General features: G+C 65.0%; 18 protein-coding genes and 1 pseudogene. 8 read left to right on the forward strand and 11 right to left on the reverse strand.

The annotated features are described in order from the left end of the window. Nucleotide 1: 1 nt before the first annotated feature. The 6 genes from BN1188_RS16830 to BN1188_RS22020 are packed head-to-tail and all read right to left on the reverse strand — an operon-like array spanning nt 2 to nt 7,445. A complete protein-coding gene (locus tag BN1188_RS16830) occupies nt 2–2,656 on the reverse strand; it encodes a sensor histidine kinase (RefSeq protein WP_040262526.1) in 2,655 nt (884 codons plus the stop codon). Nucleotides 2,657–2,671: 15 nt separating this feature from the next. After that, on the reverse strand, nt 2,672–3,226 hold the full coding sequence (kdpC, locus tag BN1188_RS16835; protein ID WP_040262527.1) for a potassium-transporting ATPase subunit KdpC: 555 nt from the start codon (nt 3,224–3,226) through the stop codon (nt 2,672–2,674). Nucleotides 3,227–3,235: 9 nt separating this feature from the next. After that, nucleotides 3,236–5,296 carry a potassium-transporting ATPase subunit KdpB gene (gene kdpB, locus BN1188_RS16840; protein ID WP_040262528.1) on the reverse strand — a complete coding sequence of 687 codons (2,061 nt, stop codon included), beginning with the start codon at nt 5,294–5,296 and terminating at the stop codon, nt 3,236–3,238. A gap of 9 nt (nt 5,297–5,305) precedes the next feature. Continuing rightward, nucleotides 5,306–7,000: a potassium-transporting ATPase subunit KdpA gene (kdpA, locus tag BN1188_RS16845; protein ID WP_040262529.1), complete on the reverse strand. Its 1,695-nt coding sequence runs from the start codon at nt 6,998–7,000 to the stop codon at nt 5,306–5,308. Between the two features lie 8 nt (nt 7,001–7,008). After that, nucleotides 7,009–7,098, reverse strand: coding sequence for a K(+)-transporting ATPase subunit F (gene kdpF, locus BN1188_RS16850; protein WP_148485265.1), 90 nt, complete (start codon nt 7,096–7,098; stop codon nt 7,009–7,011). Further along, nucleotides 7,095–7,445, reverse strand: coding sequence for a peptidase C39 family protein (locus BN1188_RS22020; protein WP_325062745.1), 351 nt, complete (start codon nt 7,443–7,445; stop codon nt 7,095–7,097). The genes kdpF and BN1188_RS22020 overlap by 4 nt, the downstream gene beginning before the upstream one ends. Before the next feature lie 21 nt (nt 7,446–7,466). On the opposite strand from BN1188_RS22020, the pseudogene BN1188_RS22025 reads away from it, so the two are divergent. The 4 genes and pseudogenes from BN1188_RS22025 to BN1188_RS16870 all read left to right on the forward strand — a co-directional run. Then, nucleotides 7,467–7,727 (forward strand): annotated as a pseudogene (locus tag BN1188_RS22025) (CorA family divalent cation transporter); the annotation flags it as partial. 176 nt (nt 7,728–7,903) lie between these two features. After that, complete coding sequence (locus BN1188_RS16860) at nt 7,904–8,407, forward strand: P-loop nucleotide/nucleoside kinase family protein (RefSeq protein ID WP_040264117.1); 504 nt, start codon at nt 7,904–7,906, stop codon at nt 8,405–8,407. Nucleotides 8,408–8,529: 122 nt separating this feature from the next. Beyond that, nucleotides 8,530–10,695, forward strand: a complete 2,166-nt coding sequence (locus BN1188_RS16865; protein ID WP_040262531.1) for a PA5441 family protein — start codon at nt 8,530–8,532, stop codon at nt 10,693–10,695. Nucleotides 10,696–10,697: 2 nt separating this feature from the next. Then, nucleotides 10,698–11,426: a DUF3142 domain-containing protein gene (locus BN1188_RS16870; RefSeq protein WP_040264119.1), complete on the forward strand. Its 729-nt coding sequence runs from the start codon at nt 10,698–10,700 to the stop codon at nt 11,424–11,426. 72 nt (nt 11,427–11,498) lie between these two features. On the opposite strand, the gene BN1188_RS16875 is transcribed toward BN1188_RS16870, so the two are convergent. The 3 genes from BN1188_RS16875 to BN1188_RS16885 all read right to left on the reverse strand — a co-directional run bounded on the left by BN1188_RS16875 (nt 11,499) and on the right by BN1188_RS16885 (nt 15,612). Then, a complete protein-coding gene (locus BN1188_RS16875; protein WP_052469327.1) occupies nt 11,499–12,500 on the reverse strand; it encodes a M10 family metallopeptidase C-terminal domain-containing protein in 1,002 nt (333 codons plus the stop codon). Between the two features lie 103 nt (nt 12,501–12,603). Next, nucleotides 12,604–14,454, reverse strand: coding sequence for an ABC transporter ATP-binding protein (locus tag BN1188_RS16880; protein WP_040262532.1), 1,851 nt, complete (start codon nt 14,452–14,454; stop codon nt 12,604–12,606). Nucleotides 14,455–14,685: 231 nt separating this feature from the next. After that, nucleotides 14,686–15,612, reverse strand: a complete 927-nt coding sequence (locus BN1188_RS16885) for a LysR family transcriptional regulator (protein WP_052469449.1) — start codon at nt 15,610–15,612, stop codon at nt 14,686–14,688. A gap of 112 nt (nt 15,613–15,724) precedes the next feature. On the opposite strand from BN1188_RS16885, the gene BN1188_RS16890 reads away from it, so the two are divergent. The 3 genes from BN1188_RS16890 to BN1188_RS16900 are packed head-to-tail and all read left to right on the forward strand — an operon-like array spanning nt 15,725 to nt 18,636. Next, a complete protein-coding gene (locus BN1188_RS16890; protein ID WP_040262533.1) occupies nt 15,725–16,735 on the forward strand; it encodes a zinc-binding alcohol dehydrogenase family protein in 1,011 nt (336 codons plus the stop codon). 44 nt (nt 16,736–16,779) lie between these two features. Next, complete coding sequence (locus tag BN1188_RS16895) at nt 16,780–17,961, forward strand: L-dopachrome tautomerase-related protein (RefSeq protein WP_088776218.1); 1,182 nt, start codon at nt 16,780–16,782, stop codon at nt 17,959–17,961. Nucleotides 17,962–17,982: 21 nt separating this feature from the next. Beyond that, nucleotides 17,983–18,636 (forward strand): oxygen-insensitive NAD(P)H nitroreductase, encoded by a 654-nt coding sequence (locus tag BN1188_RS16900; RefSeq protein WP_040262534.1) that lies wholly within the window; start codon nt 17,983–17,985, stop codon nt 18,634–18,636. A gap of 89 nt (nt 18,637–18,725) precedes the next feature. Here the strand turns inward: BN1188_RS16900 and BN1188_RS16905 are convergent, their stop codons facing one another. Next, nucleotides 18,726–19,652: a LysR family transcriptional regulator gene (locus BN1188_RS16905; protein ID WP_040264126.1), complete on the reverse strand. Its 927-nt coding sequence runs from the start codon at nt 19,650–19,652 to the stop codon at nt 18,726–18,728. 116 nt (nt 19,653–19,768) lie between these two features. Between BN1188_RS16905 and BN1188_RS16910 the strand changes: the two genes are divergently transcribed. Further along, on the forward strand, nt 19,769–20,710 hold the full coding sequence (locus tag BN1188_RS16910; protein ID WP_040262535.1) for a DMT family transporter: 942 nt from the start codon (nt 19,769–19,771) through the stop codon (nt 20,708–20,710). A gap of 52 nt (nt 20,711–20,762) precedes the next feature. Here the strand turns inward: BN1188_RS16910 and BN1188_RS16915 are convergent, their stop codons facing one another. Next, nucleotides 20,763–21,515 (reverse strand): SDR family NAD(P)-dependent oxidoreductase, encoded by a 753-nt coding sequence (locus BN1188_RS16915; RefSeq protein ID WP_040262536.1) that lies wholly within the window; start codon nt 21,513–21,515, stop codon nt 20,763–20,765. Nucleotides 21,516–21,592: the final 77 nt, after the last annotated feature.

Here is a 21,592-nt window from a genome sequence, read left to right on the forward strand (position 1 = left end):
CTCACCCCGCCAATGCCCGGTCCTCTGGCTGCGGATGCAAGGGCAGGTGCAGGGTGATGCAGGTCCCGCCACCGTCTTCACCCTCGGCCACGCTGACGTGGCCACCGTGAGCGCCCACCATGCCCTGGCAAATGGCCAAGCCCAGGCCCGTGCCCTGGCCGCCGCGGTCGCCCCGGGCGGCGGTGTAGAACATGTCGAAGATCCTGGAGCGTTCGTCCTCCGGAATACCAGGGCCTTGGTCGCTGACCGCCAACCGCAGTTCGCCATCTACCGCACGGGCCGACACCCGCACACGGCCGTTCGCGGGGGAAAAGCGGGCGGCGTTTTCCAGGACGTTGACCAGCGCCTGCTCGATCAGCGCCGGGTGGGCGTAGAGCAGTGGCAAGGTGCTGCTGGCTTCCACTACCAGTTGCAAGGGCGCCAGCACCCCGCGTAGCCGTTGCACCGCCGAGGCGATGATATCGGCCGGGGCGATCCAGTCCCGCGCCAGGCTGAGGGTGCCGTGGCCCAGGCGGGTCATGTCCAGCAGGTTCTGAATATAGCGATCCAGGCGTTCGCATTCCAGACGGGTGCCTTCCAGCAATTGTTCCCGGTCCTGCGGGCTGAGGGCATCACCCAAGGCTTGGAGGCTTTCGATGCTGCCACGCATGACGGTCAAGGGGGTGCGCAGGTCGTGGGACACCGATGCCAGCAAGGCGCTGCGCAGCTCTTCGGTTTCGCCTTTCAAACGGGCGGCTTCCAGATCCTCCGCCAGGCGCGCCCGGGCAATCGCCTGGGCCAGAGGCTGTCCCAGTGCCATGACCTGGCGACGTCGGGCGTCCGGAATGTTCCCGCCTGCCTTGGGCCAGACCGCGATCAACGCCAAGGTGCCCGGTTCGCTGACCAAGGGCCACCACCACCCTTGGCTGGCAGGCAGCGTGCCGGTGCCGCAGCCTGCCGCCTGGCCATGCTTCCAGGCCCAATCGGCCGCGGCGCGGTCCCTCTCCGTTGCCTCCGAAGGCAGTACCAGGCGGCCACTGGCGTCACGTTCGTGCAGGGTCACTCGCACATCCGGCCAGGCTTCGAAATGCCGTTGCGCAGCGTCCATTACGTCTCGCCGCTCGCTGGCGGCGGCCAGGCGCTGCGACAGGTCCAGCAGCTCACTGGTATGAGCCTGGGTATCGCGCAGGGCATGCAGGTGGCGGCGCTGGGCCGTTGCCAGGTTGCCCGTCAAGGCGGCCATGAACAGGAAGAACAGGAGGGTGAGGAAGTCTTCCCGCAGGTCGACGGACAGCGAAAAAATCGGCTCGATAAAAAGAAAGTCGTAGAGCAGAAAGGACAGGCCCGCGCTGAGCAGAGCCGGGCCCAACCCACCGGCCAAGGCGACCAGTAGCACACCGGCCAATAGCACGAGCGAGATATTAGGCAGCACCAGCCAATGGGAAACACCCCAGGACAGGGCTGCGGCCAGCAGCGACACGCCTACCGCCAAGGCGTAGTGACCAGGCCTGCTTGAAGGCCGCAGCGGACGGCCAGGCGCTTCCACCGAAGCGTCGCGGTCGAGGACGGCGACCTCGAGCCCCTTGGCCTGGCCCAGCAAGCGACCCGCCAAGCCCAGCCCCCCAGCCGGTCGCAGCCAGCGCAGTGGCCCGGGCCGCCGTCGGCTGGCGGCCAGAAGAAGCACGCTGGCTCGCCGTTCCGCGGCATGCTGGAGCAGGGTCGCGGCGACTTCGCTGGCGCGCAGGGTCACCACTTCGCCGCCCAGGCGTTCGGCCAGTTGCTGTGCCAGCAGCAGGCGTTGGCGGCCAGCCTCGTCACCCTGTCGGCCAGTGTCCACATGTACCAGGGCCCACGGCAGGTGGCGGCGCTGGGCGATGCGGCTGGCGTGGCGCACCAGGCGTTCGGCCTGGCCGTCGCCCTTGACCGCAACCAGCAAGCGCCCGCGCACGCTGGGCGCTGCCTGGCCCTGCTGGCGATACCCCTGGGCGAGGTCGCTGTCCACCTGGGCAGCGGCGGTTTGCATGGCCAGCTCGCGCAGCGCGGCCAGGTTGGTGGGAATGAAAAACGCCTCGATGGCCGCGCGGGCCTGTTCCGGCATGTAGACCTTGCCGTCGCGCAGGCGCTCGAGCAGCTCGCGTGGTGGCAGGTCGATAAGAATGAGTTCCTGGGCTTCGAGCAGCACCCAGTCCGGCACGGTTTCCTGTACGCGTACGCCGGTGATGCCGTGCACCTGGTCGTTCAGGCTTTCCAAGTGCTGCACGTTCACGGTGGTATGCACATCGATGCCGGCGGCCAGTAACTCCTCTACGTCCTGCCAGCGCTTGCCGTGACGGCTACCAGGTGCGTTGGTATGCGCCAGCTCGTCCACCAGCGCCAATTGCGGTCGCGCGGCCAGCACCCCGTCCAGGTCCATCTCCTCCAGGATGCGCTCGCGGTAGTGAACCCGCGCCAGGGGCTGGCGTGGCAGGCCCACCAGCAAGGCTTCGGTATCGCTGCGGCCGTGGGTTTCCACCATGGCCGCAAGTACCTTGACACCCTGGCGCTGCAGCGCTTGGGCGGAGCGCAACATGGCGCAGGTCTTGCCGACCCCGGCCGATGCGCCCAGGTAGACCTTCAGGCGGCCGCGCCCATTGGGCAGGGCGGCCAGGAGCGCATCGGCGCGGGCGGCATCACTCATCGGTTACAGCATCCTTCAAGGGGTGGTGGCCTGCTCGAGCGCCAGGTTCAAGGCAAGCACATTCACAGTGGGCGGGCCGACCAGAGGCGAGCGTACCTGAGCCTGCACCAGTTGCTCCACTGCCTCGACATTCATGCCCCGGGCCGCGGCGATGCGCCTGGCCTGCCAGAGCGCGGCCTGGGGCGGCAAATCCGGGTCCAGTCCGCTTCCGGAGGTAGTGACCAAGGCCAGGGGCACTGGCCCGTCGCCCTGGCCGGCCAGCTTGGCCGCGTCCGCCTTGACGCGCTCGGCCAGGGCTGGGTTGGTCGTGGCCAGGTTGCTGGCCGAACTGGACACGGTAGCGAAGGCGCCGGCCGAAGGGCGCGGCTGGAACCAGCGTTCACCTTCGAAGCCTTGGGCGATCAAGGCCGAGCCGCGAACCTGACCGCTGTCGTCACGTACCAGGCTGCCACCGGCCTGGGTAGGGAAGGCCACCTGGGCGATGGCCGTGACCGCCAGCGGATAGGCAACGCCAGTAACCAGGGTCATGGCGGCCAGAAGCGTGACGGCGGGGCGCAATAGACTGTTCATAGGGGTTCCTCAAACCAGATGCAGGGCAGTAAGCAGCAGGTCGATCGCCTTGATGCCGATGAAGGGCACCAGGATGCCGCCCAGACCGTAGATCAATAGGTTGCGTCGCAGTAGGCTCGCGGCGTCCTTGGCCTGCACCCGCACGCCGCGCAGGGCCAAGGGTATCAGCGCGATGATGATCAGGGCGTTGAAGACAATGGCCGAGACAATGGCGCTCTGTGGGCTTTGCAGGCCCATGATGTTGAGCAGGCCCAACTGCGGGTACAGGCCGGCGAAGAGCGCCGGCAGGATGGCGAAGTACTTGGCCACGTCGTTGGCCACCGAGAAGGTGGTCAAGGCCCCACGGGTCACCAGCAGTTCCTTGCCGATCTGCACCACGTCCAGCAGCTTGGTGGGGTCGCTGTCCAGGTCCACCATGTTGGCCGCCTCGCGTGCGGCCTGGGTGCCTTCGTTCATGGCCATGCCTACGTCAGCCTGGGCTAGGGCTGGAGCATCGTTGGCGCCGTCACCACACATGGCCACCAGGCGGCCCTGGTCCTGCTCATGACGGATGCGGTCGAGTTTCTTCTGCGGAGTCGCCTCGGCGATCACGTCGTCCACGCCGGCCTGGGCGGCGATGGCCGCTGCGGTGAGGGGGTTGTCGCCGGTCACCATCACCGTGCGGATGCCCAGCTTGCGCAGCTCATCGAAGCGCTCGCGAATGCCCGGCTTGACTACGTCGGTCAGCTCGATGGCACCGACCAGGCGCGCGTCACAGGCCACCAGCAAGGGCGTGCCGCCGCCCTGGGCGATGCGCTCGATTTCCCTGGCCATTTGCCCTGGCAGTTCGGCACGGCTGCGGCCAATGAACGCCAGCACCGCGTCCACGGCGCCTTTGCGGTAGCGCCTGCCTTCGACATCCAGGCCGGACAACCGGGTTTCGGCGGTGAAGGGGACTGGCTGGGCCCCTGGCAGTTCAGGCGCCCGGGCAGCGCCTAGCTGGGCCACGAATTCCACCACTGACTTGCCCTCGGCGGTGTCGTCGGCCATAGAGGCGAGCAGGGCGGCCTCGGCGATTTCCGCCTTGGTCACCGCCGGGGCGGCGAACAGCCCAGTGCAGCGGCGGTTGCCGAAAGTAATGGTGCCGGTTTTGTCCAGCAGCAGAACATGCACGTCGCCGGCGGCCTCCACGGCGCGGCCAGACTTGGCGATCACGTTCAGGCGCACCAGGCGATCCATGCCGGCGATGCCGATGGCCGACAGCAAGCCGCCGATGGTCGTGGGGATCAGCGTGACCAGCAGCGCCGCCAGGAAGACCACCGGCAGATTGCCGCCGGCAAAGGCCGCGAAGGGTTGGAGCGTGACCACCACTACCAAGAAGATCAGGGTCATGCCGATCAGCAGGATGTCCAGGGCGATCTCGTTCGGGGTCTTCTGCCGACGCGCGCCTTCCACCAGGGCAATCATCCGGTCCAGGGTGGATTCACCCGGGTTCGCGGTGATGCGTACCAGCAGCCAGTCCGACACCAACCTCGTATTGCCGGTCACCGCTGAGCGATCGCCGCCGGATTCGCGGATCACCGGGGCGGATTCCCCGGTAATGGCCGCTTCGTCCACCGCCGCGATGCCTGCGAGCACCTCACCGTCGCTGGGAATCATCTCGCCGGCCTGCACCCGAACGACATCGCCCTGGCGCAGGGCCGTGGCCGAGACGATTTCGAAACTGCCATCAGCGCGACGACGACGGGCCTTGAGGTCGGCGCTGCCGGCACGCAGGCTATCCGCGCGCGCCTTGCCACGGCCTTCGGCCAGGGCTTCGGCGAAGTTGGCGAAGAGCACCGTGAACCACAGCCACAGGGCGATCTGCAGCCCCACGCCCAGGGGCACTTCCGCATCCGGCACGAAGCACAGCACCGTGGTCAGCACGGCAGTGAGTTCCACCACCAGCATGACCGGCGCGCGCTTGAGCTGGCGCGGGTCCAGCTTGACGAACGCTTGCACAAGGGCAGGGCGCCACAGGGCGAGCAAGCCGGTCTGGCTCACCGTGGGATGGGTGGCGGCCGGCTGGGTGTTATTGACAGGCATGTTCATGATCAGTCCTCAGAAGCCCGCGCTCAGTTGATCGGCGATCGGGCCCAGGGCCAGGGTGGGCAGGAAGGTCAGGCCGCCGACCACAACGATGGTGGCGGTGAGCAACACAACGAACAGCAGGCCGTGGGTAGGGAAGCTGTTGGGCCCTACCGGCAGCGCTTTCTTCGCGGCCAGGCTGCCGGCCAGAGCCAACACCGGCAGGATGTAGCCGAAACGGCCGATCAACATGCCCAGGCCCAGCATGATGTTGTGAAAGTCCGTGTTGGCGCCGAAGCCCCCGAACGCCGAGCCGTTGTTGGCGCTGGCCGAGGTATAGGCATACAGCAGTTCACTGAAACCGTGCGGGCCGGGGTTGGCCACGGCCGAGCCGATGCTGGGCAGGCAGGCGGCAATGGCACCGAGCACCAACACCCCCACCGGCATCACCAGCAGGGTGGCGACCAGCAGCTTCACGTCGTGGGCGACCAGCTTCTTGCCCAGGTATTCCGGGGTGCGACCGATCATCAGGCCAGCCAGGAAAACCGCGATCAGCACGAACAGCAGCATGCCGTAGAGACCCGCGCCCACGCCGCCGAAGATGACTTCGCCGAGCATCATGTTGATCAGGGCGACCATGCCGGTGATGGGGTTGAGGCTATCGTGCATGCCGTTGACCGAGCCGTTGGACGCTGCCGTGGTGACCACCGCCCACAATGCCGTCCCGCCCGGGCCGAAGCGGCTTTCCTTGCCTTCGAGCGGCGCGGCGCTTTGCACCAGGGCATCCTGCAGCCCCGGCGCTGGCTGATATTCGGCCCAGAGCGCGATGGCGCCACCGATCAGCAGCAAGGCCAGCATCGAGCCGAAGATGGCGCGGCTCTGGCGTAGGTCCTTCACATAATGACCGTAGGTAAACACCAGCGCAGCCGGGATCATCAGGATGGCCGCCACCTCGAACAGGTTGCTCCACGCGGTAGGGTTCTCGAAGGGGTGCGCCGAGTTCACGCCAAAGAAGCCGCCGCCATTGGTGCCCAGCTGCTTGATGGCGATCTGGCTGGCGGCTGGGCCGAGTGGCAGACTCTGGGTGGCCCCCTGCAGGGTATGCGCGTCTACGTAGGCGGCGAAGGTCTGTGGCACGCCCTGCCATACCAGGAAGAGGGCGAAGGCCAGGCACAACGGCAGCAGCACGTAAAGGGTGGCGCGGGTCATGTCCGCCCAGAAGTTGCCCAGGGTACGGGCCGAGCGCCGGGCGATGCCGCGGCTCAGCGCCACCAGCACGGCCAGGCCGGTGGCGGCGCTGACGAAGTTCTGCACGGTGAGCCCGACCATCTGGCTGAAGTAGCTCAGCGACGCTTCGCCGCTGTAGGCCTGCCAGTTGGTGTTGGTGACGAAGCTCACCGCGGTGTTGAACGCCAGGGAAGCATTCAACCCAGGCAAGCCCTGGGGGTTGAGCGGCAGCGCGCCCTGGCCCATGAGCACGGCGAACAGGAACAGCAGGCCCGCCAGGTTGAAAGCGAGCAGGGCCAGGGTGTACCGCTGCCAGCTTTGCTCTTGCCCGGCATCGATCCCGGCCAATCGGTAACAGCCGGCTTCCACCGGGCCTAGCAATGGATGCAGCCAGGTGCGCTGGCCTTCCATGACCCGGTAATAAAAACGGCCCAGCAGTGGCGCGGGCGCCGCCACCAAGGCCAGAAACAGAACGATCAACCACCCGTCGTAGCTATGCATGGCTGCCGTTACCCCCGGTCCGCGCGCAACAGCGCGGCCAGCAGATAAACGAACAGCCCCACTGCCAATAGCAGCGAAACCCCTTGCATGATGCTCATGTGTCCCTCCTCGATACCGAACTGGTATGGCACCATTGTTCGAGAGAAGGGCGTAAAGGAACGATTGCGAAACGGCGCCCAGGCGTAAAGCTTGCGTAAAAAAAAGAATCGGGGACCAGGCCGGGCTGTTGGCCGTTACGACGCCAGTGCGTAAAGCAATGCAGCGGCCCGAGCGCGCTGCCGGCCTCCACCCGCCGCATTACCGCCTTCTCATTGGAATTGCGCATCCCATCCAGGCGGCAACCGCCGTGGCGGGCGGTAATGAATACAGTGGCCGCCTCGCGCCAGGTTTGAATCTCCTCGCCCTGGGCGATGGGCCGCTGGGGGTGCAGAGCAGCCATGGCCATGAGCAAGCTGGCCGCGCCACAGGAATCCACGCTCGGGTGTTCAACAACCTGATCGACGCCCGTGACAACCTGGCCAACAACAGCATGAACCAGGCCCTGCGCAACTTGACCCTGATCAACGTGGTCTTCCTGCCGCTGAATCTCGTTGCCAGCATCGGCGGTATGTCCGAATTCAGCATGATGACCGGCAGCCTGCCCTGGTGGGTGTCCTTCCCTACACTGATCGTAGGCATGGTCGTGCTCGCGGTCGGGATGGTGGTCAGGTTGAAGCGGTTGGTGTAGGCGCTGGCGGCCTGTGGGAGGTAGCGCCAGCTGCCGAATGGCCAAGACGCGGGCCCCCTTTCGCCAGCTATGCTGGCTCCCACCGATTTCTGCGCACTGCCAGGTTCGCAATCGCGCAGCGAAGCTGGCGTAATAAACCCCTTGAGATCAAAGCGCAGGGAGCAGTAATGAACCCAATATTGGTGGTATTCAGCGGTTTACCTGGCACGGGAAAAACGACACTCGCCAAGGCCTTGGTGGCCAGCACGGGTTGGGTGTATCTGCGTATCGATGCCATCGAACAGGCGATCCTGCGACGTGGCAACCTGGCTGAGATAGGCGCGACCGGTTATGAAGTCGCCAATGAAGTTGCCTTGGGCAACCTTGGACTGGGCAATAGCGTCGTCGCGGATGGAGTTAATCCCGTGGCAGAGAGCCGCGAGGCGTGGCATCGGGTTGCATCCGCCGTGGAGGCCCAGTTGATCGATGTACAGCTGGTGTGCTCGGATGCCGCCGAACATCGTCGGCGGGTCGAAACCCGCACGGCTGATGTGCCTGGCCTGACACTGCCTGATTGGAGCTCGGTTCAGTCCCATGAATTCGAGCCTTGGGCAGGGGCGCCATTTACGCTCGACACAGCGGCGCTTTGCGTGGAGGAAGCCCTGGAAATGCTGATGGCGCGTTTAGCGCTGGGAGCCTGACACGCTTATGGATATGTCCGCGTGTAGGGTCAATGAGCCAGAGGTCGCTCATTTTGTCCACCTTGAAACACCCATGTACCATGGCGCACCTGTACCCCCGTAACGCACCACAAGGATTGTTCATGCGTACCCGCCTGCTTACCCCTCTGGCTCTGATCATCAGCACCTTCGCCTGTGCCCAGGCGAGTGCCAGCGGCGATGACAGCTGCTATCCGGACTGGTCACCGCCCAAGCGCTCGCTGGAATCCTGCAACAATTTTCCCTTTCTCAGCCCTGGCAACGACAGCCGCGTGAACCTGCGGTTGTTGCTGTCGGATCGAAAGGTGCTGCCGCTTTCGCCCAATGGCGTGGCCGAGGATGAGCGCGCCACCGGCTACGGCCCGGTGCCGTTTCCCGTGTCGCGCCTGGCCGAGGATGAGTCGTTGGGCAAACCCAGCGATGACAGCGTTACGGCGGGCTTGATGGAGCAACTGCAACAGCTGGGGGTTGAGCGCGCAAGCCTTGAAACCGCGGGGGAAGCCTTCCTGGACGGAGAGGGTAGCCGCTGTCGCAGCAACACCGATGACAGCGCGGCCGCATTTGTCGAGCAGGTTGCGAAAAGCCCGAACCTGGCCAACGCCGAGCGTCAGGCCCTGGCGCAGGCGCGGCTCAAGCTGCTGGAAGCCTGCGCTTGGGAACCTCAGCAGCAGGCGACGCTCTTGCCTGAAGGCCTGGGCTCCCCCGAGGCTGAGGCCTTCGCGGCCTATCTGAAAGCAGCCGCGGATTTCTACAGCGGCCGCTTCAGCGAAGCGGAAGCAGGATTTGCCGCGCTGACGGGGCAAGCCCAGCCGTGGCTGAAGGAAGTAGGCACCTATATGGTCGCGCGCACACGCCTCAACGCCGCCCAGGCGGACGTATTCGACGAATACGGTGGGCTCAGGCAAGAGCGCGATGCCGCCAGCTTCGCCCCGGTCAGCGAGGCCTTGACCCATTACCTGGAGGCCTACCCGAACGGCCGCTATGCCGCGTCCGCCAAGGGGCTGGTGCGGCGGGTGCACTGGCTGGCGGGCGACAGGCAAGCCCTGGCCGCCGACTATGCCTGGCAGCTCACCGAAGCCAGTAATGAGCAACGCAGCGTGCCGCTGGAGGCATTGATCCAGGAGTTGGACAACAAGCTGCTCAGTCCGACCCCGGACGCCCAGGGCGCGCCGCTGCTTGCCGCCGTGGCCGACCTGATGCTGTTCCGCCCGGAGGGTGAGACCCCGTTCAGCGCAGAGCAGTTGCAGGCGCAGAAGGCGACCTTCGACCAACACCCCGGCCTGTACGAATACCTGCAAGCCGCGCGTGCCTTCTACGTCGACAACCAGCCTGGCGAGGCGCTCAAGCATCTGCCCGAGGCCATCCCGGAGCAGCTGGACTATCTTGCGTTCAGCCAGCAGGTGCTGCGCGGCCTGGCTTTGGAGGTCCAGGGCGATCGGGCCGCCGGGCAGGCCTTGTGGCTGAAGTTGATAGCTCGGGCGACAGCGCCCTTGCAGAACGACCTGCTGCAGCTGCTGTTGGCGATGAACTACGAGCGTGGCGGCGAGCTGGCCAAGGTCTTCGAAGCTAACTCTCCCATCACCGCCGAGCAGGTACGCTTGATCCTGTTGGCCAAGGTGGCCGACGCGCCGCTGCTGCGGCGCCAGGCAGTCCAGGGCGTCAGCGCCAAGGAAAAAGCCACGGCGCAGTTCGTGCTGCTCTACAAGGACCTGATGCGCGGCCAGTACGCGGCCTTCGCCGACGACCTGGCCGCCCTGGGCGCCGCCCCGTCCGAGGAAAAGCTCGACAGCGCCCTGGGCTACGCCTATGGGCCGGCCCAGACCTTGGCCCTGTTCAATTGGGCAGGCGGGAAGGGGCCGTCAGGCTACAGCTGCCCGAGCCTGAAGGAGACGGCCGCCGCCTTGCAGGCACGCGAGCATGACCCCAAGGGCCTCAATTGCCTGGGCGAGTTCATCCATCGTAACGGGCTGGATGGCATGCCACTGGACCAGCGCCCGGAGGCGGATCAGCTCGGTGGCACCGAGCCGGCATTCAAGGGAACCGTCTATTCGCGGCTGGAGGGATACAAGCAGGTGATCGCCGACCCGACCGCGGACCGCGATGACAAAGCCTATGCCCTGTACCGGGCGATCAACTGCTATGGCCCCTCAGGCTACAACGGGTGCGGCGGCAGCGAGGTCGACCAGCCGGTGCGCAAGGCGTGGTTCAAGCAGCTCAAGGGCACCTACGCCAGCACCCCCTGGGCCAAGGCGCAGCGGTACTACTGGTGACCATCAGGCACCTGGCGGCTGGGCTGTTGTTCCTGCTCTTCGCCAGCCCGGCGGTGGCCGGCGTCGATGCGGCAGAGCATGACGCCTTCTGGTTGTGGAGCGGCGTGCAGGCTCAGCCGGTATTGAAGCAGGCACGTACGCTTTACCTGCTCCAGGGCCAGGTCAGCACCCGGCGAGGCCAGCAGCGGGTGGAGCTGATCGCCCAGGGCGCGGGCGTGTCCCGTTTACCTCAACCCGAACTCTGGGTCGTGTATCGGGCACATACCCTGCGCTGGCCGGAGCCCGTTTACAAGAAGGTATTGAGCCAGGTTGAACGCTGGCAGGCGGCCGGTAACGCTGTGGTGGGTATCCAGATCGATTTCGATGCGCGCACGCGTTATCTCTCCGAGTACGTCGCCTTTCTCAATGACCTGCGTCAGCGCCTGCCGTCTCACTACCGGCTCAGCATTACCGGATTGATGGACTGGAGCAGCAACGCCGACCCCGACGCCATTGCCCAGCTCAAGGGCGTGGTGGACGAGGTGGTAGTACAGACCTATCAGGGCCGCCAGAGCATTCCTGACTATGGCGCCTACCTCCCGCGCCTGGCGCGCCTTGGGTTGCCCTTCAAGGTTGGGCTGGTCCAGGGCGGCCAATGGAAAGCCTTGGATGCGCTGGAGCGCAGCCCCTGGTTTAGAGGCTATGTGGTGTTTCTTCAGAATGGCCCAGGGTTCAGCCAGCCGGGCCGGTAGCGATCGCTGACCGGCGCTATAAGCTCAGGCCACTGCAAAGGCGGGCCTGCGTCGCCAGATGCGCTGCGCGACTCACATGGGCAGCGTCTGATCAGGCGCGCCCAGCAAGGCCACAGGTACCTGGGCATTGGCCGGGTCGGCGAATACGAAATTGTCCGCCGTCAGGGTATTGCTGAAGTCCCCACTGAGGGTCAACTCGAAGCGTCGGCCCAGACTATCGGCGTCATAGTCCTTCAGGTAGGTCACGCCGGCCTCGTTGACCCACACTGCCAGGGTGCCGTCGTGTCCGTCGCCCAGGCCAGTGAAGCCCAGGGCAGAGACGTCGATGCGGTCGTTGCCTGGGTCGAAGCCCAGGATGCGGTCGCTGAAGGTCTGGGTGTCGTCGCGGTAGCTGTCGCGTATCGAGGTATAGCGGTAGGTATCGAACCCCAGCGAGCCAAACAGCCGGTCTCGGCCCTCGCCGCCATCGAGCAGATCATTGGCCAGGCCGCCATGAAGACGATCGTTGCCTCGATTGCCAAGCAGTTCGCCGGCAACGTTGCCAGCGATCAAGGTATCGCCATAACTGCCGTCATTGAGCACCGGGCGGATGAAGTAAAGATCCAGGCGCGCGGTGGCTACCACCCCTTCGAGCACAACCTCGAAACGATGCCCGTTGGCATCCGCCTCGAAGCTCTTGAGGTAGGTTCGGTTCGCTTGCGCGTCGACCCGCAAGGCCAGGGTGTTGTTATAACCGTCACCCAGGCCGGCGAACCCCAGGTCGATCAGGTCCAGCGACTCGCGAAGCGGGTCCAGGCCCCGGATATGGTCACTGAAGCTCTCACTGTCGGTGCGGTAGCTGTCTTCCCGGGAGGAAAACCGGAACACATCATTACGCGCGCCGCCAACCAGTACATCTCGGCCGCCACCCCCGTCGATGAGATCATTGCCGCCCATGCCGTAGAGGGTCTCGCCGGCGGCGGTGCCGACCAGCAGATCCTTACCGTCTGACCCGACGATAGAGGGCGCGCTGGCGCTGAGGCGTGAGGGTTCGGTTGACGCTGTAGCAGGGGGGATGAGCGTGACAGTGTCCATGACGATCTCCAGGCCCAAAGGAAGGCAGGTCCCTAGAGCCTAGGCCCATGGCGCCAGGCTGGGCGGTGCTTCGTCGGAAAGCACTGCCCGCGCCTTGGATAGGTCACTCTACCGCCACGACTTCGTCCTGGTCCTCGCCGAGGAAACCGCCGCTCTGGTGCCGCCACAGTCGCGCATAGGTGCCGTTCCTGGCCAACAGCTGCGCATGGGTGCCTTCTTCGATGATGCGGCCCTGGTCCATGACGATCAGCCGGTCCATGGCGGCGATGGTCGAGAGACGATGGGCGATGGCGATGACCGTCTTGCCCTGCATCATTTCGTCGAGGCTTTCCTGGATGGCCACTTCCACTTCCGAATCCAGGGCACTGGTGGCTTCGTCCAGCAGCAGAATGGGCGCGTTCTTGAGCATCACCCGGGCAATGGCGATGCGCTGGCGCTGGCCGCCGGAGAGCTTGATCCCGCGTTCGCCGACCAGGGTGTCATAGCCCGTATTGCCCTGGCGGTCGCTCAGTTGCTGGATGAACCCGTCGGCCTGTGCGTTGACCGCCGCGGCGCGGAGCTGCTCATCGGTGGCATCCGGCCGGCCGTAGCTGATGTTGTCGCGAATGGAGCGGTGCAGCAGCGAGGTGTCCTGGGTCACCATGCCGATAGCGCTACGCAGGCTATCCTGGGTAACCTCGGCGATGTTCTGGCCATCGATCCGGATCACGCCGCTGTCCACGTCATAGAACCGCAGCAACAGGTTGATCAGCGTGGATTTGCCAGCGCCGGAACGCCCGACCAGACCGATCTTCTCTCCCGCGCGAATGGACAGGCACAGGTCGTCAAGCACCTGACGCTCGCCATTATAATTGAAGCTCACATGGTCGAAGGTCACCGCGCCGCCCTGGGTCCCCAGCTGTCTGGCGTTGGGCGCATCCACGACCTTGGGGCAATGGGTGAGGGTAGACATGCCATCTTCAACGGTGCCGATGCTTTCGAACAACGAGGTCATCTGCCACATGATCCAGTGGGACATGCCGTTGATCCGCAAGGCCATGGCGGTGATCGCCGCCACCGCGCCCGCGCCCACCTGGCCGGCATGCCACAGCCACAAGGCATAGCCACCCCCGGCCATGATCAGGCCCGCCACCAATGCCTGGTTGACGATCTCGAACTGACTCACCAGGCGCATCTGGCGAAAGCCGGTGAGCTTGAAGTCTTCCATGGCGGCCCGGGCGAAATGCGCCTCGCGCTTGGAGTGGGAGAACAGCTTCACCGTGGTGATGTTGGTGTAGGCGTCGGACACGCGGCCGGTCATGGTCGAACGGGCATGGGCCTGTTCCTGGCCTACCTTGCCCAATCGCGGCACGAAGTACCCCATCGCCAGGCCGAACAGCACCAGCCACGCCACGAAGGGCAACATCAGGCGCAGGTCGAAGCCACCGGCCAGGGCAATGATCGCGACGAAGTAGACGCCGATGCCCGGCACGATCTCGATCAAGGTGAACAGTACCTCGCGCACCGCCAATGCGGTTTGCATCACCTTGGTCGTGACCCTGCCGGAAAACTCATCGGAGAAGAACGACAGGCTCTGCCGCAGCATCAGGCGATGGAAATCCCAACGCAGGCGCAGCGGCAGGTTGATCGCCAGGATCTGGTGCTGAACCATGGTACGCAGCGCCACCAGTCCGACGCTGGCCACCAGCACCAGGCCGATCCCCCAAAGCACTCGGCGTTCCTGCCCGGCGGCCGCCTCGCCGCCGGCTTGCCAGGTCGAGAGCAGGTCGACCACCTGGCCGAGGAAGGAAAACAGCCAGGCTTCATAGAGCGACACGCTGGCGCTGAGTATCGCGAATGCCAGTACATAGCCCCGCGCGCCTCGGGTGCAGGCCCAAAGAAAACGTACCAGCCCTTGGGGCGGCGGGGGAAGTTCATCGGGGGGGAAGAAACGGAGCATAAGGGTCTCCAACATGATGCCGTTGGAGGGATTTTGACATTGAATGGTTCATCTAGCTGCCTTCGGGTGGCAGATGCCTAGCTTTCGCGCCTATGGAGGCCAGCGGCGGCAGGGCAGGGCAGGGCAGGGCAGGGCAGGGATGCTAGCGACAGGCATTCAATTGCGCAGGTGGTTAGGCTGCATCAGCGCCGCCGGAGCCTCGCACTGGCGTACGAACTTGTCCCGTAGCCAGCGACATCATCCCGGTCATTCGGGCGTTTGTTGCCAAGCACCTGTAGCGGCCAACCGGGCGTGCAGTGGCTCCAGCCGGGCCCGCAGCAGCGCATGCAGCTGCTGCACCGCCGGAGAATATTGCTTGCGGTGGGGGCAGACGAGATTGAGCGGCGTCGGTTCACCTCTGTACTCGGGTAACACCGGCTCGAGCCGCCCCGCCTCGATATCCTGGTGCACATCCAGCCAGGATTTGTACGCCAGCCCCTCGCCGGCGATTGCCCACCGCCGCACGATCTCGGCGTCATTGCTGAACAGCGGGCCGGCAACCTGCACCGTTTCATCGCCTACCCGCCAGCGGTCATAGAGGCGGCCACTGAGCGAGTACAACAGGCAGGGGTGCTGGCGCAGCTCTTCCGGCGTGCGGGGTTTCCCGTGGCGCCGCAGGTAGTCCGGCGCGGCGACCAACACGCGGCGATTCCATAGGGCCAAGGGCAGCGCCACATAGCTGGCGTCGTCGAACACTCCGTAGCGCAGGGCGATGTCGACCGGGTCCTTGAACACATCGGCCACCTGGTCGGACACCAGCAGGCGAAGGTCCAGCGCCGGGTGCTGCCGACGGAACTCGCAGAGCCAGGGCAGTAGCAGGTTACGACCCAGGTCCGAAGGGGCCGATACCTGTAGCAGCCCCTGCAGTTCGGTGTTTTCTCGACGCATGCGGTCCTCGCCTTCCTGCAAGGTGGCCAGTACTTCCCGCGCAAAAGGCAGGTACTGCTCCCCTTCGGCGGTCAACCGCAGGCTGCGGGTCGAGCGGGCGAACAGGCGTACGTCCAGGTCGCGCTCCAGGCGCTTGATCGCGGCGGCAACCTGCCCAGGCAGCAAGCCCACCTCACGCGCCACGTTCGAAAAGCTGCCCAGGGCGGCGGTGCGCACAAATAGCTGGAGGTCTTCGAAGCGAACCATCTTCATTCCGCGAGTGAAAGTGTTAGCCAATTTTGCGACTTTTTCAAAAGGCTTGGGAAGCTGAAGATGGCCCCACATTCCGCTTCGCCTTTTATCTACAGGGATTGCCCCCATGAAAGCTATCGTCTTCACCGAACACGGTCTGCCCATCGACGACCCGCGCGCCCTTTACGACAGCGAGCTGCCGGCACCCACTCCCGGCCCCCGCGACCTGCTGGTGGAGGTGCGGGCCATTGCGGTGAACCCGGTCGATACCAAGGTGCGCGCCGGCTCCGGCAGCACCGGTCAGCCGAAGGTGCTCGGCTGGGACGCGGTCGGCAGGGTGCGGGCGGTGGGCAGCGAGGTCACGCTGTTCGAGCCGGGTGACGAGGTTTTCTATGCCGGTGCCATCGATCGACCTGGCAGCTACAGCGAACTTCACGTGGTGGACGAGCGCATTGTGGGTCATAAGCCACTCAGCCTCGACGACGCCAGCGCCGCGGCTCTGCCCCTGACGTCCATTACCGCCTGGGAGCTGTTGTTCGACCGTCTCGGCATCGCCGAAAAGGGTGGCGTAGGGCAAAGCCTGCTGATTCTCGGTGCTGGCGGCGGCGTGGGTTCCATCCTGACCCAGCTGGCCCGCCAGCTCACAGGGCTGACCGTCATTGGCACCGCGTCGAGGCCGCAAACCCGCGAATGGGTCAGCGCCCTGGGTGCTCATCACGTGATCGACCACAGCCAGCCACTGGCCGAGCAACTGGGCCAGATCGGCATCGATGCGGTGGACCATGTCATCAGCCTCACCCATACCGATAGCTATCTGCCGCAACTGATCGACATCCTGCGGCCCCAGGGCAACCTGGCGCTGATCGACGATCCGGCGGTACTGGACGTGGTGCCGCTCAAGCGCAAGTCGCTCGCGCTGCACTGGGAACTGATGTTCACCCGTTCCCTGTACCAGACGGCTGACATGATCAAGCAGCACGAATTGCTCGAGCGCGTGGCGCGGCTGATCGACAGCGGCGTGCTCAAGACCACCCTGGGCGAACACTTCGGTCGTATCGAGGCGGCTAACCTGCGGCGCGCCCACGCCCTGATCGAAAGCGGCAAGGCCCGAGGCAAGATCGTCCTCGAAGGCTTCTGACCTGCCTTTCCCAGCCTTCTCGTTGCCAATGTAGAGAACCTGTCATGCTGATCGAAACCTTGCTTCGCCGCTCCGCCCTGGCCTTGGCCCTTCTGAGCCCGGCCGCCTTCGCCGTGCAGGTGCAGCCATTGCCGGCCAGCGCCGCCGCGGAAAAACCCGTCGGCGTACTGGACCTGGTGCATGCCTTCCATGACGCCATGCCCACCGGAGTCACCGTGAGCGAAACCGGGCGCATCTTCGTGAACTTCCCTCGCTGGGGCGACGAGGTGCCCTTCACCGTGGGCGAACTGCGAAACGGCCAGGTGCAGCCATACCCCAACGCCGCCATCAATGTCGAGGACGCCTCGGACCCGGCCAAGGGCTTCATCAGCGTGCAGAGCGTGGTGGCCGATGGCAAAGGGCTGCTCTGGGTACTGGACACCGCCGCGCCTGAGTTTTCCGCGCCCCACCCGGGCGGTGCCAAGTTGGTGGCCATCGACCTGGCAACCAACCGAGTGGTGAAGACGCTGGTGTTTCCCCCCGAGGTGATCCTGCCCAGCACCTACGTCAATGACATGCGCTTCGATTTCCGGGTGGGCCGGGAAGGCACTGTCTACGTCACCGATTCGTCCGTCTCCGGGCCGGGCGGGATCATCGTCATGGACATCGCCAGCGGCAAGGCCAGTCGGCGCCTGAGCGGCGCGCCCCAGACTTCCGTGGATCCTGCCTTCGTGCCCGTGGTGGAGGGCAGGCCGGCGCTTCTGAGCAAGGGCGCGGATGGCAAAACCAAGCCGCTGGGCGTGGCTTCGGACGGCATCGCCCTGTCCCCGGACGGCGGTACCCTCTACTTCAGCCCACTCTCCAGCCGCCACCTTTACGCCGTGCCTACTGCCTTGCTGCGCGATCCGAGCCTGAGCGAGGCGCAGTTGCAAGCCGCCGTCCAGGACCTAGGTGAGAAAGGCGCTTCCGACGGGCTTGAAGCGGACGCTGACGGCGCGGTTTATGCCACCGACTACGAGCACAACGGCATCCGCAAGCGCCAGGCCGACGGCCAGTGGCGGACCATTGTCCACGATCCCCGGGTGCTCTGGCCGGACACCATGGCCATCGGCCCGGATGGCTACCTGTACTTCACCGCCAACCAGCTGCATCGCTCGCCTGGCTTCAACGGTGGCCATGACCTGCGCAGCAAACCCTACAGCCTGCTGCGCGTGAAGATCGACGCCGCGCCTGCACCTACTCATTGATCCCCTTATTGGAGAACCGCCATGCACCTGATTGACCTGGCCAAGCAGCGCTACACCACCAAGGCCTTCGACCCCAGCCGCAAGGTTCCCCAGGAAACCGTCGATGCGCTGGTCGAACAACTGCGGCATAGCCCATCGTCGGTGAACTCCCAGCCCTGGCACTTCGTGGTAGCCGCTACGGAACAGGGCAAGGCCCGCATCGCCAAGGGCGCCGAGGGAGGCTTTGCCTATAACGTGAGCAAGATCGTCAACGCCTCCCATGTGATCGTGCTCTGCACTCGCACCGACATGCCCGAGGAACATTTGCAGGCACTGCTGGCACAGGAAGCCCGGGACGGCCGTTTCCCCACGGCCGAAGCCCAGGCTGGCCAGGACAATACCCGCCGTGGCTATGTGGCCTTGCACCGGTTCGATCAAAAGGACCTTCAGCACTGGATGGAAAAGCAGACCTACCTGGCCTTGGGCACGCTGCTGCTTGGCGCGGCCTCCCTTGGCGTAGACGCGACCCCGATGGAAGGCTTCGATTTCAAGAAGCTGGACGAAGAGCTGGGCCTGCGTGCCCAGGGTTACAGCAGCCTGGTGCTGGTCGCGCTGGGCTACCGCGCCGATAGCGACTTCAACGCCGGCCTGCCCAAGTCCCGCCTGCCCGCGGAGCGAGTGTTCACCTATCTCTGACAAGGGGAAATACAACGGGCCTGGCGGTAGCCAGAGCCCGCTGGCCGATAGACCCTGTTGCAAGCCGTGTTGGACTGTTTCGCGCTCTTCTACAGGCTGAATCGCTCAACCAGATAGTCGATCACCAGGCGGACCTTGGGCGGCAGGTGACGCTTGGGCGGGTAGAGTAGCCAGATATCGCCCACATACTGTGCAGCTTCCAGCTCCCAGTCCGGCAAGACCTGCACCACCTCGCCCCGGGCCAGGGCCTGGCGGGCCGCGAAATCTGGCAGGTTGGCGATACCAAGGCCCTGGATGGCCGCTTCCAGCCGTGCGCCTGCGTGATTGGCGATATAGCGGCCCTGTACAGTCACGGTTTCGCTGTGAGGGGCCGGACCTTCTCTGCGACGCAACCGCCAGCGATTGTCATCAGCCTGCTCGCCCAGGTAGAGGCACTGATGCTGCGCCAGGTCCAATGGAGCGGCGGGGACGCCGGCCTGGTCAAGATATGCCTGCGAAGCGCAGAGCAGCCAGCGCACCTTGCCCAGGGAACGGCCCGCCAGGCCTGGGGGCGGATGGTTCGTCAGGCGTATGACCAGGTCCAGGTTCTCCACCAAGGGGTCGGTGTCCGAATCGCTGAACACCAGTTGCACGTCCAGTCGGGGATGAGCCTTGAGAAAATCCAGCATCAGAGGATGCAGAACGGTCTTGGCGAAAGCAGTGGGGGCGCTTAGATTGACGCGTCCTTGCGGCTGCGAAGCCAAATGCCCGGCCGCGTCCACGGCGTTGCTGGCTGCCTCCAGCATGACGCGGCAGTGCGCATATACCTGCATGCCGGCCTCGGTGAGGCGGATGCGCCGGGTCGAGCGCTCCAGCAGTCGGGCGCCGAGCCTGTTTTCCAGGCGCTTGATCTGACGGCTGACGGTAGAGGGCAGGGTACACAGTTGCCGAGCCGCGCTCGAAAAGTTTCCCGTTTCGACGACCCGCGCAAAGACCGCCATATCCGGTAGGGATTCGAACAGTTCAGTAGGGCCCATGGGTTGCTCGGTCGCTGGCTTATGCGGCACGAGCATAAATGATGTGCATCGACGCCGCATTATCAGCGCTCTTGCATTGACCGAGACTGTCGGCCTCGGATAGGCAGGAGCTTGCAATGAGCGGGTTGAGGAAATCGATGCTGACCAGCGACCTGATGCTGCTGGCGGTGGCCGTGGTGTGGGGAACCAGCTATGGGGTGGTCAAGGCTGCGCTGATGTTCTACCCGGTATTGGGTTTGCTCGCGCTGAGGTTTGCCATCACCTTTTTACTCTTGAGCCCGGCCTTGGCGCACCTGAGGCAGCTTCCGCCTTCCAAGCTAATGGGGCTGATGGCTTCCGGCGTGCTTCTGCTGGGGGTATTCATTTGCGAAACCTACGGCATCCTGCATACCACGGCTACGAACGCCGCGTTTCTGATCAGCCTTACGGTGATACTGACGCCACTGGTGGAGTGGGTCTGGCTCAAGCGCCGACCGAGCGGGCGGGAATGGGCGGCGGTGGGGCTGTCTATGGCCGGTGCCGCCCTGCTTGGCGGCGGCACGGGCTGGGCCTTCAATGTCGGTGACGCGCTGATGTTGGCGGCGGCCCTGGTCAGGTCGCTGCAGGTTTGCCTGCTCAAGCGGGTAACCCAGGACACGGACCTGCCAGCCCTGAGCGTAACCGCCGTACAGGCGGGCATGGTGGCGCTGGGCAGCGGGCTGCTGTTGATACTGAGCGTACCCGCGCCGCTGCAGGCGTTGCTGGCAATACCCAACCCCGTGGCGTTCTGGGGTTACCTGGCCTATCTCGTCGGCGCCTGCACGCTGTTCGCCTTTTTCGCTCAGAACTACGCCCTCAAACGCAGCAGCCCGACCCGGGTGGCGCTGCTGATGGGTAGCGAGCCTGTCTTCGGAGCACTGTTCGCGGTGCTGTGGTTGGGCGAGGGCATCTCTCATCAGGGCTGGTTGGGCGGCGGGCTGATCGTTGCCGGGTGCCTGTTGGCCAGCGTTCGGTGGAGGCGAGGCCAGAAAAAGCGGCAACGGTTCCCCGCCAGATCCACGGCCTCTCAATCTGCCTAGCATTTGACCGGTTCTTGCCCGTGGTCGCTCAGGCAGTGGCCTCGACGCCTGGTCAAACCTGCGCCTGTCCGCCATCGACGAACAGTTCGGCGCCGTTGACGAAGCTGGCATCGTCACTGGCCAAGAACACGGCGGCGTTGGCGATCTCCACGGGCTCGCCGACCCGGCCCAGGGGGATTTGCGCGCTTAAGTAGTCCAGCAGGCCTTGCTGCTGGGCGGTGTCCTGACCTGCGAGCTCTACTAGGCCGGGGGTGCGGGTCGCGCCTGGGCTAAGGGTGTTGACCCGGATGTTGCGGTCTTTCAGGTCCAGTATCCAATTACGGGCGAAGGCGCGCACGGCGGCCTTGGATGCGGCGTAGACGCTGAAGGCGGCTGTGCCGGAGCTGCCCGCAGTGGAGCCGGTCAGGATCACCGATGCTCCGTTGGCCAGCAGCGGCAGCGCCTTCTGTACGGTAAAAAGCACGCCCTTGACGTTGCGGTCGAAGGTATCGTCGAAATGCGCTTCGGTGATTTCGCCGAAGGGCACCATGCTACCGCCGCCCGCATTGGCGAAGAGCACGTCGATACGGCCTTGTTCCTGCTTGATGCGTTCATAGAGGCTGTCGAGCTGGTCAAGGCGGGTGGAATCGACCTGTAGGCCAACGGCCTGGCCAACGTGCGCGACCGCAGCGTCCAGCTCCGTCTGACGGCGACCTGTAATGTATACGACGGCGCCTTCTTGCGCGAAACGCTTGGCAGTGGCCAGACCGATGCCGCTGGTGCCGCCGGTTACCAATGCGATCTTGCCTTGAAGTTTGTGGCTCATGATGTCTCTCCCGAGGTGGTTGTGCGTGGTATGAGAGAAGCTTATCGACGGCTGGAAAAGATCAAAATAGAATTGTT

The sequence above is a fragment of the Pseudomonas massiliensis genome (assembly GCF_000826105.1).
Taxonomy (GTDB): domain Bacteria; phylum Pseudomonadota; class Gammaproteobacteria; order Pseudomonadales; family Pseudomonadaceae; genus Aquipseudomonas; species Aquipseudomonas massiliensis.

Excerpts from the sequence above, each read along its gene's own strand:
- BN1188_RS16830 (WP_040262526.1), bottom strand. The coding sequence starts at position 2,656 with ATGAGTGATGCCGCCCGCGCCGATGCGCTCCTGGCCGCCCTGCCCAAT.
- kdpC (WP_040262527.1), bottom strand. The coding sequence starts at position 3,226 with ATGAACAGTCTATTGCGCCCCGCCGTCACGCTTCTGGCCGCCATGACC.
- kdpB (WP_040262528.1), bottom strand. The coding sequence starts at position 5,296 with ATGAACATGCCTGTCAATAACACCCAGCCGGCCGCCACCCATCCCACG.
- kdpA (WP_040262529.1), bottom strand. The coding sequence starts at position 7,000 with ATGCATAGCTACGACGGGTGGTTGATCGTTCTGTTTCTGGCCTTGGTG.
- kdpF (WP_148485265.1), bottom strand. The coding sequence starts at position 7,098 with ATGAGCATCATGCAAGGGGTTTCGCTGCTATTGGCAGTGGGGCTGTTC.
- BN1188_RS22020 (WP_325062745.1), bottom strand. The coding sequence starts at position 7,445 with ATGGCCATGGCTGCTCTGCACCCCCAGCGGCCCATCGCCCAGGGCGAG.
- BN1188_RS16865 (WP_040262531.1), top strand. The coding sequence starts at position 8,530 with ATGCGTACCCGCCTGCTTACCCCTCTGGCTCTGATCATCAGCACCTTC.
- BN1188_RS16875 (WP_052469327.1), bottom strand. The coding sequence starts at position 12,500 with ATGGACACTGTCACGCTCATCCCCCCTGCTACAGCGTCAACCGAACCC.
- BN1188_RS16880 (WP_040262532.1), bottom strand. The coding sequence starts at position 14,454 with ATGTTGGAGACCCTTATGCTCCGTTTCTTCCCCCCCGATGAACTTCCC.
- BN1188_RS16885 (WP_052469449.1), bottom strand. The coding sequence starts at position 15,612 with ATGGTTCGCTTCGAAGACCTCCAGCTATTTGTGCGCACCGCCGCCCTG.
- BN1188_RS16890 (WP_040262533.1), top strand. The coding sequence starts at position 15,725 with ATGAAAGCTATCGTCTTCACCGAACACGGTCTGCCCATCGACGACCCG.
- BN1188_RS16895 (WP_088776218.1), top strand. The coding sequence starts at position 16,780 with ATGCTGATCGAAACCTTGCTTCGCCGCTCCGCCCTGGCCTTGGCCCTT.
- BN1188_RS16900 (WP_040262534.1), top strand. The coding sequence starts at position 17,983 with ATGCACCTGATTGACCTGGCCAAGCAGCGCTACACCACCAAGGCCTTC.
- BN1188_RS16905 (WP_040264126.1), bottom strand. The coding sequence starts at position 19,652 with ATGGGCCCTACTGAACTGTTCGAATCCCTACCGGATATGGCGGTCTTT.
- BN1188_RS16910 (WP_040262535.1), top strand. The coding sequence starts at position 19,769 with ATGAGCGGGTTGAGGAAATCGATGCTGACCAGCGACCTGATGCTGCTG.
- BN1188_RS16915 (WP_040262536.1), bottom strand. The coding sequence starts at position 21,515 with ATGAGCCACAAACTTCAAGGCAAGATCGCATTGGTAACCGGCGGCACC.